General features: G+C 60.8%; 10 protein-coding genes and 1 pseudogene. 10 read left to right on the top strand and 1 reads right to left on the bottom strand.

Annotated elements, in window-relative coordinates:
- Nucleotides 1-82: 82 nt before the first annotated feature.
- The 8 genes and pseudogenes from G1C97_RS11130 (at nucleotide 83) to yddG (ending at nucleotide 11,311) form a co-directional block, all read left to right on the top strand.
- A complete protein-coding gene (locus tag G1C97_RS11130) occupies nucleotides 83-2,584 on the top strand; it encodes an alpha/beta hydrolase family protein (RefSeq protein WP_169241807.1) in 2,502 nt (833 codons plus the stop codon).
- 5 nt (nucleotides 2,585-2,589) lie between these two features.
- The gene (locus G1C97_RS11135; protein WP_169241808.1) at nucleotides 2,590-3,687 is read left to right on the top strand and encodes an alpha/beta fold hydrolase; all 1,098 of its coding nucleotides are present in this window, start codon (nucleotides 2,590-2,592) and stop codon (nucleotides 3,685-3,687) included.
- A gap of 1,223 nt (nucleotides 3,688-4,910) precedes the next feature.
- A pseudogene (locus G1C97_RS12445) lies at nucleotides 4,911-5,510 on the top strand (vWA domain-containing protein); the annotation flags it as partial.
- 58 nt (nucleotides 5,511-5,568) lie between these two features.
- Nucleotides 5,569-6,429: a hypothetical protein gene (locus tag G1C97_RS11145; RefSeq protein WP_335341369.1), complete on the top strand. Its 861-nt coding sequence runs from the start codon at nucleotides 5,569-5,571 to the stop codon at nucleotides 6,427-6,429.
- Complete coding sequence (locus G1C97_RS11150) at nucleotides 6,426-7,526, top strand: substrate-binding domain-containing protein (RefSeq protein ID WP_169241810.1); 1,101 nt, start codon at nucleotides 6,426-6,428, stop codon at nucleotides 7,524-7,526. Before G1C97_RS11145 ends, G1C97_RS11150 begins: the two co-directional genes overlap by 4 nt.
- 54 nt (nucleotides 7,527-7,580) lie before the next feature.
- Nucleotides 7,581-8,756, top strand: coding sequence for a toxic anion resistance protein (locus G1C97_RS11155; RefSeq protein WP_240951132.1), 1,176 nt, complete (start codon nucleotides 7,581-7,583; stop codon nucleotides 8,754-8,756).
- A gap of 532 nt (nucleotides 8,757-9,288) precedes the next feature.
- A complete protein-coding gene (locus G1C97_RS11160; RefSeq protein WP_169241811.1) occupies nucleotides 9,289-9,804 on the top strand; it encodes an Hsp20/alpha crystallin family protein in 516 nt (171 codons plus the stop codon).
- Between the two features lie 544 nt (nucleotides 9,805-10,348).
- Nucleotides 10,349-11,311 carry an aromatic amino acid DMT transporter YddG gene (yddG, locus tag G1C97_RS11165; RefSeq protein ID WP_417852233.1) on the top strand — a complete coding sequence of 321 codons (963 nt, stop codon included), beginning with the start codon at nucleotides 10,349-10,351 and terminating at the stop codon, nucleotides 11,309-11,311.
- A gap of 153 nt (nucleotides 11,312-11,464) precedes the next feature.
- Here yddG and G1C97_RS11170 read toward each other — a convergent pair whose 3' ends face one another.
- Complete coding sequence (locus G1C97_RS11170) at nucleotides 11,465-11,767, bottom strand: hypothetical protein (RefSeq protein ID WP_240951133.1); 303 nt, start codon at nucleotides 11,765-11,767, stop codon at nucleotides 11,465-11,467.
- A gap of 423 nt (nucleotides 11,768-12,190) precedes the next feature.
- Between G1C97_RS11170 and msrA the strand changes: the two genes are divergently transcribed.
- Both msrA and G1C97_RS11180 read left to right on the top strand, forming a co-directional pair.
- On the top strand, nucleotides 12,191-13,195 hold the full coding sequence (msrA, locus tag G1C97_RS11175) for a peptide-methionine (S)-S-oxide reductase MsrA (RefSeq protein WP_169241813.1): 1,005 nt from the start codon (nucleotides 12,191-12,193) through the stop codon (nucleotides 13,193-13,195).
- A gap of 141 nt (nucleotides 13,196-13,336) precedes the next feature.
- Nucleotides 13,337-13,672 (top strand): putative heavy metal-binding protein, encoded by a 336-nt coding sequence (locus tag G1C97_RS11180; RefSeq protein ID WP_100497228.1) that lies wholly within the window; start codon nucleotides 13,337-13,339, stop codon nucleotides 13,670-13,672.
- Nucleotides 13,673-14,001 lie beyond the last annotated feature (329 nt).

Consider the following 14,001-nt stretch of genomic DNA (forward strand, 5'->3'; position numbering starts at 1 on the left):
GTGAGTCTTTGCGTGAGCGCCGTTGCGGCATTCTCGGGTGCTGCCTTGCGGCCGACCGGGTATCTGCGTAGGTTGGGGGAGTATGGCTAGCAATACAGACGTCAACGACGTGACCTGCAACGTATCTCATCAGCGCGTACCCGGCAACGATGCCATCGCGAATTTCCCTCGACGCAAGGCCCGCACCCTACGGTTCACCTGCGGCGCCCCACGTTCGGCGCAGGTGATCGGCGACGGTGCCCGCGCACTGTTCCTGCGCTCGGATGGCCCCGAAGATCTGGTGACCGCACTGTGGATGAGCTGGTTCGGCGCGGACGGCGAACATCATGAAACCAAACTGGCTGACCCGCGTGAACTGCTGGGGGAGGGCGCGGACAGCGAGGACGTGCCCGCCGAGGAGCGTGCCCGCCGCGAACGCGCGCGCGAAGGCGGCACCGGCATCGTCGGATATTCCGCCGACAAGTCCGGCGATCGCATCGTCTTCACCATCAACGGACGACTGTATATAACGGAAATCGGCGAGCGTCAGGCGGACGGCAGCATCATATGGCCGGACGTCTACGCCGAAGCGGCAGCCGACCGTGGCGAGCCCGTCGCGCGCACCCGCGAAATCGCCGGCGCCTGGCTGGACGACGACCCGGACACCTACGCGCCGGTGCTGAACCCGCGCATCGCCCCGGACGGCACGCATATCCTGTACACGACCGGCACCTCGCTGATGCTGGTGGATATCGGCGACTGGCCGGACGACGCGGACGTGTTCGACGATCGCATCACCGCGATCTACACCGTTTCGGTGGAGGATGAGGACGGCAATCCTGCCGAGAACACGTGGAAGATCGGCCTTGCCGAATTCGTGGCCGGCGAGGAGATGAACCGGTATGACGGCTTCTGGTGGGCTCCCGATTCCGAGCATGTGCTGTTTGAATCGTTCGATACGGCCGACGAACAGGTCTGGCATCTGAGCGACCCGGCCAATCCGCTGGCCCCCGCCGCCGCCCGCCGATACCCGGCCGCGCTGACCCGGAACGCCGACGTGTACTTGACCCTCGCCACGCTTGCCTTTGATGAGGACGATCGGTACGCCGGCATCACCGCCACCGCCGATGTGCAGTGGGATCGCGATACGTACGAGTATGTGGCGGCCGTGAACTGGAGCGAAGGCCACGATCCGTTGCTGCTCGTGCAGGACCGCTGCCAGCGCAACGATCAGGTGCTCAAAGTTATGGCCGGCAAACGTTGGTTCGGCACCACGCGCGTACTGGAAAGGCACCATAACGATCAGTGGATCGACTTGGTGCCCGGCACTCCCGCCTATACGCCGGACGGTCGCTTGGTATGCGCCTTGAACGATATGGACGCCGACACCAACCGACTGACCGTGGATGGACGCCCGTTTACGCCAGCCGGCTGGAACGTGCGCGAAGTGCTGCATGTAGGCGATCATGACGTGATGGCCGTGGTCCAGCGCGAACCGGATGTAGCGGGTCTGCCAGCCGCTTGGAGCGCGGCGGGCGGTGAACATGACGCCCGCAGCTTCGATGTGGTGCTGTTCGATTATGACGGTCGTGCCGATGGCGGCGCGGTGCCTATCACCACGCGTCCGGGCGTCTGGACGGCGTCGCACGGTGAGCGTGGCATGGTCGTTTCCGGCCGTGATCTGGACCATGCCGGTGTGCAGATGGTTCATTCGTATGTGCCTGTGCCGGATGCCGTCGATGCGGCCGTTGATGCTGAAGCGCCCGGCCAACCGCAGGGCTATTCCGCCGGCATCGCCAACCATGCCGCCGAACCCGGGTTCACGCCGAACCTCCACTTCACCCGTCTGGGCGAGCACCGTCTGTATACGGCAATTATCGCGCCCGGCGCCGAGAGCCCGTATGCGCACGCCGAGCAGCTGCCGGTGCTCATGAAGCCCTACGGCGGCCCCGGATTCCAGCAGGTGGTGGACGCGCAGTCCTTCTACTGGGAGGCCCAATGGTGGGCCGATCAGGGCTTCCTGGTGGTCACTGTGGACGGTCGCGGCACCACCGGTCGCGGCCCGAAGTGGGATCGCGAGATTTTCGAGAACATGAAGCCCATCACGCTCGCCGACCAGATCGAAGCCGTCCACGCATTGCCGGCCGCCGTCGCGGAACTTGACGGCGTTCCCGCGCCGGACCTCGACAAGGTGACGATGATCGGCTGGTCGTACGGCGGATTCCTTTCGGCGCTCGCCGTACTGGACGCGCCGGACGTATTCAAAGCCGCCTGCGCCGGCGCGCCGCCCACCGACTGGACTCTGTACGATACGCATTACACCGAGCGTTATCTGGGCCTCGACCCCGAGGTGTACGCGCGCAACGGCATTATCCAGGATGCGCCGAAGCTAACGCGTCCGCTGATGCTGATCCACGGTTTCGCGGACGACAACGTGACCATCGCCCACAGTCTGCGTCTCTCCCAGGCGCTGATGGCGGCGGGCCGGCCGCATACGTTCCTACCGCTGACCGGCATCACGCATATGACCAACGACGAAACGGTGGCGGAGAACCTGCTGATTGTGCAGCGTGACTTCCTTAAGGAAGCGCTGGCCCTAAGATAAGGGGCATGCAGGTGACGATGATTGACGAGGCCGAGTACGCCGAGACGATGACGCGTGTGGTGCTGCCCGCGTTGGAACAGTGCCGCGACGAGGGTTGGTTCGACCCGGCCACCGCCGAAAAGGCGGCCGGGCTTGAGCCTCTGGCCGGAGACGCGTTGGACGGCGACGACAGTCATGCCGGCAAGCTGCACTATCTGTGCTATGACGCGGCCAAGTTCGATGCCATCCGCGAGCAGGGGGCCACCGCGACCTTCCGTGGCGCGATTGTCATCAGCCATGGGTTCACCGAGTTCGCCGAAAAGTACGATGAGCTCGTCTGGTACTTCCTGCTCGCCGGCTATTCGGTCTGCGTACTCGATCATCGCGGCCATGGCAAGTCCGCGCGCAACGTGGACAATCATTGCATGGTGTGGATTGACGACTGGCATCGCTACGTAGTCGATCTCGCCGCCTTCGCCCAGACCATCGGCCAGCAGTACGCGGCCGGGATGCCCCTGAATCTGTTCTGTCATTCGATGGGCGGCGGCATCGGTGCGGCTGTGTTGGAGCGGTACCCCACGTTGTTCGACAAGGCGGTGCTCTCCGCCCCGATGATCGCCCCGGCCACCGGCATGCCGTTGGGAGTGACCCGTGTGCTGGTCGGTGTGCTGTGCAAGCTCGGTTTCAGCCGCAAGCGCGTATTCGGCCAGAGCGACTTCACGCCGGAATTTTCGATGAAAGGCAACGAAGGCGCTTCACAGGCCCGCGAGCGTTGGTATTTCAAGCTGCGGTGCGAACATCCTGAATATCAGACCTATTGCGCGGCGTTCGAATGGGTGCGTCAGGCATTGAAGCTGAGCCATGCGGTACTGAATCCCGCAGCTTGCGCGGAAGTCGAGACGCCGATTCTGCTGTTCCAATCCGGCCGGGACATCTGGGTGCTCAACAAGCCGCAGAACCGGTTCATCCAGATGGTCAAAGACGGCGGCAGCGAGGCGCATATCGTGCGTTTCCCGGAATCCCGTCATGAGATCTTCTCGATGCCCAACAGCACGTTCAAACCCTACCTTGAGCAGATTCTCAAGTTCTACGACGATCCGATGATCGCCAGCGCCTCTTACTGAGCATATGAGCTGCGCATGTGAGCGTGCCGGGTGTAGCTCTTCATCGAGAGTTCACCTTGCGGTCATCTTTCGGCCTGCGATGCTTCAGGCGGCGGGAGAACAATGGAGTCATGGGCATCATGTCTTCACTTCGCCGCCGTGCCGTCGCGGGGCTGGCCGTGCTGGTTACTGTATCTGCCACATTGGCGCTCGCCGGCTGCTCGCTGCTGCCGAACAGCGGCACCAAACAGGTTTCCAAAGACGCGAACACGCAGACGTTCACGCCTCAAGGCGGCAAGCCGGATGCCACGCTGAACATCGCCTCCGGATCGGAGAACAAGGAGGTGGCCACCGCCATCCAACTGGCCGCCGACCGATCCAATGTGGCCATCACCATGCATTACATGGGCTCGCTCGACATCATGAGCGTGCTGAAAAACGGCGGCAAGGCAACCACCGGCTCCCTTGGCTATGATGCCGTATGGCCGGCATCCTCCATGTGGATTTCCATGGGCGACACCAAGCACATCGTCAAAGACGCCACCAGCACCTCCACCACGCCCATCGTATTCGGCATCGCCAAATCCAAGGCCGTCGCCTTGGGGTGGGCCAACGAAGACGGCACTACCAAGCCGGTCGCCACGGCGGACATCATTGCAGCCGTCACACGCGGCGACCTGAAGTTCTCGATGACTTCCGCCACGCAGTCGAACTCCGGCGCCTCCGCATACCTGGCGTTCATGACGGCGTTGCGCGGCGGTGACGGGCCGCTCACCGAAGCGGACCTGAACAACAAGAACCTGACGGCCCAAGTCAAAACGCTGCTCAGCGGCGTCGATCGATCCTCCGGCTCTTCGGACTGGCTCAAAGACATGGTTGTGGCCAATCCTGACCGATTCGACGCCATGGTCAACTATGAGTCACTGGTTATTCAAGCGGACAAAACATTGACCAAGAACGGTCATGATCCGCTGCTCGCCGTCTACCCGGCCGACGGCATCGCCGTATCCGACTCGCCGCTCGGATACGTGGACCGCGGCCAGAATCTCAAGGATTCGTTCGACTCCTTCGCCAAAGCGCTTGCCTCTCAGGACGCCAAACTGGAATTCGAGCGCGCCGGCCGACGTACAGGACTGGGCGGCGTGGTCAGTTACGCCACCGACAGCAGCGTCAAGGAATCCTTCCGCTCCGACTGGGGCATCACCACCGACGCCTCCGCGTTAAAGACCATTCCGCTGCCCGCCGCTTCCGTGATCGACAGCGCGCTCAACGTGTATCAGACCGCGCTGCGCAAACCCAGCTGGACCATCTGGGTGGTTGACTACTCGGGCTCGATGTCCGGCGACGGTAAGGACGGCGTGGTCAAAGGGCTGAACGCGGCGTTGAATCCCGCCCAAGCCAAGGCTGCGTATATCGAACCGGCAGACGGTGATGTGAACATTCTCATCCCCTTCGAATCCGAGGCGCACGACCCCATCAAGGCGACCGGCACCAACACCGATGACCTGCTGAGCAAGGCGACGGCCACGGAAGCGTCCGGCGGTACCGACATCTATCTCGGACTGGACGCCGCCCTGCAGCAGCTGCCCGGCGAATCCGAGGCAAGCCAATACACCACGGCCATCGTGCTGATGATCGACGGCCGTTCGGTCACCGATAATCAGGGCGTTTTCGAAAGCGACTATAAGACCAACGGCCGCGATCTGCCGATCTTCTCCATCATGTTCGGCGACGCCGACTCAAGCCAGCTTGATTCCCTCGCCTCGCTGAGCAACGCCAAGGTATTCGACGGCCGTTCAGGCGATCTTGCCGCCGTGTTCCGGCAAGTCAAGGGATTCAACTGATGGTTGGACGGATGACTCGGGTAACTGCGGTGAGTGAGGGAAGCATTGGCGAAGCTGCGTGCGTGACGAGTGGGTGCGCGGCGACTGTGACGTACGCGGCGGTTACGTGTGCGGCGGTTACGTGTGCGGCGGTTACGTGTGCGGCGGAAAGGGGAGTGGCGTGCTGCAGGTGATATGTGGATTCCTTGCCGGGGCGCTGCTCGCCGGGTTCGGGTTCTGGCTCGCGGGCGGCGGTGTGGTCGGCATGGGTGTGGCCGTGGTGCTGGCCGCGCTGGGGTATGTGGCCGTCTCCACGCTTACCGAGCCCGAACGTCGCATCGGCAAAATACTCGTCTCCGCACTGCCGAACGGGCAGAAGGCCGCCGAAGCCATCGACGCCGCCAATACGCGCCTCAACTCCATCGGCATGCTGCTGCGCCAGGTGCGTGACCCTGTGGTGCATAAGGAAGCGAACGATTTCATCGTGGCCACGCAGGATCTCGTCAAGTATGTGGCGCGAGACACTTCCGCCTATCCCATTCTGCGCCACTACATCACCGTGTACGGCATGCAGACCGAGAAACTGCTGCGCTCGTATGTGGATGTGGAAAGTTCGGGCGCGCTCGACCAAGTGGCCAAAGCACGACAGGAGACCGTCGAGGCGTTGCAGGTATTGGAACAGACGGCGGCCGGCGAGCTGAGCCGTGCGGTCAGTGCCAAAACGCTGGGCATCGCCGCCGACTCCGACGCCATCCAACGACTCGCGCGCATGGACGGATATGACACGGATACGGCGGCTGCGGCTGGTTCTGGTGCTGGTGAGTCGCGCGGAGTTGAGTCGGAGCGTGCGTCGGGCGATACGCCGGGTGGTGCGGCAAGCGTCGTGCCGGGCGGCACGACGAGCCAGCCGAAGCCGAGAACGGAGCAACAGCAATCATGAAATTGTCCAAATCCAAGATCGTCGGCCTCATCGCACTGCTGGCGGTAGTGGCCGTGGTGTGCGGCACGTTGGTCTGGCGGCAGTCCCGGCCTGAACCTGCCGCACCGGTCGAGCAGGTGACAGTGACCGGATACCTTGGCGGTGAGAAAATCGGCCTGTTCGACGATGCCGCGTTCAAAACCGCCGCATCCAAGCAGGGACTTGACGTGGACTACCGCAAAGCCGGGTCGCTGGCCATGATGGATGCCGACCGGTCCGGCATGGACTACCTGTTCCCCTCCTCGCGCGCAGCCGTCGAATACGGCAACGCCAAAGGAGTCAAAGCGCAGCAGAGCGATATCGTGTTCAACTCACCGATCGTGCTGTACACGCATAAAGCAGTTGTGGACGGACTGGTTGCCGGCGGCCTGATCACCAAAGACCAGAGCGGTGCGTACCACATGGATATGGCCAAAGCCGTGGACGCGATGCAACAGAACAAGACCTGGGCGGACGTAGGATACACGGCCGGCTACGGGCAGTTCCGCATCGACTCGACCGACCCGGTGCAATCGAACTCAGGCAACGAATATGCGGCGCTGATCGCCACGGTCCTGAACGGCGGGCAGCCGGCCACCGTGGACTCAGTCGCACGTGACGGCGCCACCATTGCAGGTATCTTCGCCAAATCGGGTTGGATGGAAACCTCATCAGAGGACTCGTTCAACCAGTTCCTTACCCTCGGCGTGGGCTCCAAGCCGATGATGGTGGGCTACGAATCACAGATTCTGGATCTTGCCGTGAATCAGCCCGATGCGTTCAAGCAGATCAAGGACGACGTGACCATCGTGTACCCCACGCCCACCGTCTGGAGCACCCACACCATGATGGCCTTGGACGGCAACGGCGTGAAGCTGCTCAATCTTCTCAAGACGCCGGCAATGCAGAAGCTGGCATGGGAGCGGCACGGATTCCGCGCGGCCAACTTCGTCGGTACGGATTCCATCAGCCGGTTCAAAGTGCCCGGCACCCTCGACCAGATATCCGCAGTCTCCGAACTGCCCAACAACGACGCCATGCAAAAGCTCATCGCCACGCTGAAGGGTGTCAAGCAGTAGCCGCATATCATCCGCGAATATTCCGTTATTTCCATATTGCGAAAGGAACCCCCAATGCCCAACCAGATCACCCTCGCGGACCTCACCAAAGGTTCCGCATCCATAACCAACCCAGCGCTCGCCGGTACCGGTGCCCCGACCGGCGACGTGGTGCCGAGCGCCGCCGATGCCGCAGCCGTTGCCGCACTGACCCCGGACCAGCAGATCGCCAAACTGCCGGCCGTCGACCAGACGGCCGTCAATCAGCTGGCCGGCCAAATCGACTTCACGCGCGACGGCATCGAATCCACCTACGGCAAGGACGCCCAGCGCGCCACCTCCACCTTCGCCGACGAAATCCTTTCGGACACCCGGTCCAAAGACACCGGTGAGGCCGGCGAACTGCTCAACACCATGCTGGTGACCATCGATGAGGCCGAGCTTGGCGGCTTCCGCAAGGTTCCGATTCTGGGGCAGGTGGCCGTTTCCATCGACAAGCTGCGTCGCCGCTATCAGAAGGTGGATGCGCAGATCGACGAAATCATCACCCGTCTGGAAGCCGCTCAAGCCAAACTGGTGGCCGATATCTCCATGTACAACACGATGTACCAGCAGAACGCGCAGCAGTATCGCGAGCTGAAGATAACCGTGCTGGCTGGCAAGAAGGCGCTCGCCGACTTCCGCGCCACGCAGCTGCCCGCGTTGGAGGCCGAGGCGGATCGTAGCGGCGATCCGATGCAGGCGCAGGTGCTGAAGGATTTCAAATCCAAGCTGGACCGTTTCGAAAAGCGGTTGGACGATCTTGACCGCATCTCCGTGGTGACCTTGCAGACCGCGCCGCAGATCAAGATCATCCAGAACGCGGACCAGACCATTGTGGACAAGATCGACACCACCATCTCCACCACGATCCCGGTGTGGAAGAGCCAGATGGTGATCGCGCTGGGCCTGTCCAATCAGCGCAAGGCCTTGGACCTGCAGAACAAGGCTGATGACGTGACCAACAAGCTGTTGCAGCGCAATGCTGCGGCGTTGCACAAGGGAGCCGTGGACGCGGAAAAGGCCAACCAGCGTTCCGTGGTGGAGATCGACACGTTGGAGAAGATCAACTCCGAGCTCATTGCCACCCTGAAGGAAACCGTGCAGATCCAGAAGGAAGGCAAGGCCAATCGTGAGGCCGCGCAAGCCAAGATGCGCCAGATCGAGGCCGATCTCAAGCAAGCGCTGCTCGACAACGCCCAGCAGATGTGAGTTTGCAGGTTTGTAGGCGCGTTGTCTGACGGATGCGCGGCCTGTTCTGTGGCTGCGTTTGCGTGACAAACGGTGCGCTCGCGCGTGGCGGACGTGAGGCGGACGTGGAGCGCGGCTGTGCCCTCGTGCGTGGCGCCCCATCCCACGGTTCCCTCCCATCCCCCCCCACGGTTCCCTTCCGTCCCTTGCCATCCGTACTTTTCGCACGAATCGAGTGTTACAAGCGCTAAATATGGCCTTGCAACGTACTTTTCGCGCGAAACGGGTGTTAGAGGGCCTCGAATAGCGTCTTTAACGCACGATTCGCGCGAAAAGTACGGATGAGGGAGGGCAGGGAAGCTGGAATTCCGGGGAATTTCACTGTGGGTAAAACTCCGGAATGTTTGCGGGCGTGGGAAGTTGGGTGAAGTGAAGGTCAAAGGTTGAGAGCCCGGGAGGGTTCCGGAACCTGCCACGATAACCGTTGCAAGCCCCGCATGGGGTTTGCGACTGGTAGCCAAACAGGTTCTCTCCTAATTGAGGAGTACCGATTATGGCAATGTTTCCGGCTTTGATGAATGACACGATGTTCTCTGATCTGTTCGACGATCCGTTCTTTGAGGGTTGGCGCAACATGGACAACCAGGTGGCTGCGGCCATGCCGGCGAACATGATGAACACGGATGTGCGTGAGACTGCCAACGGCTACGACGTTGACATCGACATGCCTGGCTTCAAGAAGGACGATATCAAGCTCGAACTCAACAACGGTTATCTGACCGTGTCCGCGTCTCGCAGCAGCGTGCATGAGGATAAGGCCCCTGAGGCTGCTCACGGTGAGAATGCTCAGGCTTCCGATGAGAAGTGCGCTTGCGCTTCCGATGAGGGTCGTTGGCTGCGTCGCGAACGCTACATGGGTTCCTGCTCTCGTAGCTTCTACGTTGGCGACGATGTGAAGGAATCCGATATTCACGCCAGCTACAGCAATGGCACGCTGTGCATTCAGGTTCCGAAGATGCAGGCCCAGCCGCAAGTCGAGTCCAAGCACCAGATCGCGATTGAGGGCTGAGTGCATCAAGGAAGCCCAGTGGGCTTCCGACTGCTCTCAGACTGAGTGAGGCGGTAGCCGAGCGAAGGTTGGATTAAGCCTTCGTGAAGCGAAGTCCGTTCTTGCGTGGCTGATGCGTTAAAAAGCATCAAGTCTCAATCTCAATCGGACTTCGTTCTGAAGCTCAGCTGTGAAGCATATGGTCCGGCGGCATAGTTCGCCGGGCCGGCCTCCGAACCGGGAGGCAATCGACTGGGACCAAGGACGAGTTCGTCACCTAAGCTTGTTCCCTGCGCTGCCCGTTCTACGTTTTCTACGCCGACTAGTCAACGGGCGGCGGGAAACATAGCCACTGAAATGCCGAGTGAGGCAATACTCACCCGGCATTTTTGTTTTCTCGGAATCCGGGCGGCAGACATTTGTATGTTCGCGCGATTGACGAGACCCGCGCGAACATACAAAGGATTCGCCTCGTGCATTCTGCGTTGTACACGTCCGATGTACACGTCCGATGGGTAGAGTGGCCGCAGACAGTACAGCGGAATGGTGGAACAGGGGGAACGCAGTGGCGAAGAGCGCGCAAAATCAGAACAATGCAGGCACCAAGCCAAATCTGGCTGGCGGGCATGTGGTCTCCTCAGGCGCGACCGTCATCGGCCTGATGGCCATCGTGTTGTGGAGCTTCATGGCCGGCACCGTGCGCATTGTCTCCGAAGGCTTCGGCGCCACATTGGGGTCCGCGCTGATTTATACATTCGGCGGCGTGTTGCTACTGATTTTCCGTCGTCCGGTGCCGCTCAAGGAATTCCCGCGCAAGTACCTGATCGGCGGCGGCTTGCTGTTCGTGTTCTACGAGTCCTCGATTTCACTGTCGCTGGGCTTGGCGTCCACCGATGCCTCGTCTGTTGAGGTAAGCCTGGTCAACTATTTGTGGCCGACGATGATGGTGCTGCTCGCGGCCGGCGTCTCACAGCGCAAGCACGCGGTGCTCAAGGTACTGCCGGGGGCTGTTGTGGCCACCGCCGGCGTGGTGCTGGCGGTCGGCGGCAATTCCGGGCTTGACTGGCATGCGGCGGTCGTGCATATTGCGAGCAATCCGCTCCCGTACGTATTGGCATTCCTGGGCGCATTTGCCTGGTCGATTTATGCGGTGTGCACGCCGGCTTGGTCCAAAGGCGTGGACGGCACGTCGGTGTTCTTCCCGTGTGTGGCCGTGGCATTGTGGATTATCCACTTCGCGTCCGGCCAAGGTATGCCGGCCCAAGTGCCAAGCTTCAAATCGTGGCTGTTTGTGGTGATTGCCGCCGTGGTAATCGCGGGCGGCTACGCATGCTGGGGCTATGGCATCCTGCATGGCTCGATGGAGCGGCTGGCCATCGCATCCTATGCCACGCCGGTGCTCTCCACCGGTGCCAGTGCCGCGCTGCTTGGCCTTGCGCTTTCCGTGCCGTTCTGGTTCGGTGCCTTGCTGGTGGCCACCGGCTCGGTGTTGAACTACCTTGTCAGTGCGCGTAAACCACGTAAATAGTAAATAGCTGCAACTGCCAGTCGGGCTTAATATGGCGGCGCGGACTGGATGGGGTGCTTCTGCCCTTGTTCTCTAATGAGCCCTCTAATGAGAAGACGCCGCGATGTCGCGAATCGACTGAAGAGGGTTCTGTGTCAATTCTCGTGTGCTCAACTACTTGCCGCGGCGCTCTTCCGGTCTGCGCAACGGATCCAGCAGCGTATCTGGATTGGGAATGCCGAGCATGCTCCGGCCTCCAGTCGATTCGGGGTGCCGGGCCAGAATAAACAGCGAAATTGCGCCAGGGATCATGATGATGAGCGCGATGGCGGCTAATCCCCAGCTCACAAAGAACCCGAGTCCTAACGCTGCAATCGTCACTACAGCCACAGTGCCGATAATCGTTATCCAGGCCTGCTTTGGTCCGGAGACCCGAGTCCATGTCGCTCGGGTCTGCTGTTTCTGAGGTGCGTTCATACCGCTTAGCATATGCCCTCATCGGGCGTCTGAGCCAATATATGAGCCGATAATGGTGCTAATGGTGCGTCTTCGTTGGCATTTCTTGACATTTCTCTTGGTGTCTTCGATATCTCGCTTACGAGGGGCTGATTTCCGCTTGCCTGAAGGTCTATCTGCGTTACGAGGGGCTGTCGGCCAAGTAGCTTCAACGGAAAACGGCGGAATAACGTTGGGATATAGGGCCGAATGTGGGCGTTATCGTTTCGGCGCAGCCCCTTGTAGAACAGATAGACCTTCAGGCAAGCGGAAATCAGCCCCTCGTAAGCGAGTTAGCATCGAGTTAGCATGCATTCCAGCCCCCCCCCCATGCAGCCTGATCCAGCGTTTATAGGTCGTGGGCGATTCAAGCGGGGCCACCGGAACGGTAGTACCGTGGGGCGTATGAGTGAGAACGTGAATGCAGATTCGACCGCACGCCCGCAAACCCAAACCGCGTACTTCGCAGGCGGATGTTTTTGGGGCCTGGAACGTTACTTCCAGAACGTGGATGGCGTAGTGGACACCACGGTCGGTTACGCGCAGTCGCAGGTGGAGTCACCCACCTACGAACAGGTGTGTTCCGGTGAAACCGACGCCGCCGAAACGGTGAAAGTGGTATTTGATCCGTCTCAGGTGAGTCTGCGCACGCTGTCGCTGCTGTTCCTGGAGGTTATTGATCCGTTCGCCGTGAACCAGCAGGGCGAGGATCGTGGACGCCAGTACCGTACTGGCATGTTCTATACAGACGATACGCAGAGAGCCGTGTTCGTGGCGGCACTGGAGCAGCTGGTTGATCGCCAGCCGCAACGTCCGGCCGTGCTGGTGGAGCCGCTCAAGAACTTCTACCCAGCCGAGGCGCATCATCAGGATTATCTGATCAACAATCCCGGCGGCTACTGCCATGTGCCGATTGCGGCGATCGCGAACGTGAAGCGCCGCCAGAAGTACGTGGAGCGGATTTGGGATCTGACGCTGGAACAGTTCGCGGTCACACAGCTGGCCGCGACCGAGCGCCCGTTCGTCAACGAGTATGACGAGGAGTTCGAGCCGGGCATTTACGTGGATATCGTCAGTGGCGAACCGCTGTTCTCCTCACGTGACAAATTCGATTCCGGCTGTGGATGGCCGGCGTTCTCTCGCCCGCTCGCAGCCTCGCTGCTCACGGAGCATGAGGATCATCGCATTCCCGGCCGCGATCGCATCGAGGTACGCACCGCCGAAACGCAGATTCACTTGGGCCATGTGTTCGAGGACGGCCCGACCGACCGTGGCGGTCTGCGCTACTGCATGAACTCCGCCGCCCTGCGTTTCGTGCCGCGCTCGCAAATGGAGGCCCAGGGCTATGCCGCATGGATCCCCGCCGTGGATGGGGATGCGGACGGGAATGCGGACGGTGACGTTGCGTAGTGCCCATTGCCTTTGCCGTTTCGCTCAAGGTAAGTCCCAAGTCGGCTCGATGCCGATAGGATTGCAGTAAGCTTGCATGATTGCTTCGCGTACGTAAACGAAATGGCACGACTAAAGCCAAAAAGCCAAAGGAGGCCCGCCATGATTCTTGTCACTACCACGCCGTCCATCGACGGATACACCATCACGAACTATCAGGGCATTGTGTTTGGCGAAGTGGTCGCCGGCGTAAACATGTTCAGGGACATCGGCGCAAGTTTGCGCAATGTGTTTGGCGGACGCAGCCAGGGCTACGAGGAAGAACTGACGAATGCGCGCAACGAGGCCATCGCCGAAATGCAGCAGCGCGCCGAGGCAATGGGCGCGCACGCAGTAGTTGGTGTTGATATCGATTACGAAGTGCTTGGTACAGATGGGTCCATGCTGATGGTCACTGCGTCCGGTACTGCCGTGCAGCTCGCGCGCAAGGCCGCGTAACGATTGGTGTGGAGCTGGGTTGCCTTGGTTTGGATGTGATTGTGATGTAATTCGTTGTCCGTTGTGTGGCTGTTTGGTGGGCCAGCAATGACGAAGGGTTTATTCTGTTGGTGGATCGACTGTCCGGAAACGGTCTTGCGACACGCCGATGAAGGCTAGTGTTTGCAACGGTTTCCGGGGTTTTTGCGCGCCTTGATTTGCATGATTGCCGTGGTGCGTGTAAGTTATTCATCTGTTGCCGCTCGGCACGGCGGGCCTCCGCTTCCTTGATGGTTCGGGGTCGCTTGCCGGCGTGGTGGTGGTTTGAGAACTCAAGAGCGTGTTTGTAC

It is taken from the genome of Bifidobacterium olomucense, from assembly GCF_012932375.1.
Lineage (GTDB): Bacteria > Actinomycetota > Actinomycetes > Actinomycetales > Bifidobacteriaceae > Bifidobacterium > Bifidobacterium olomucense.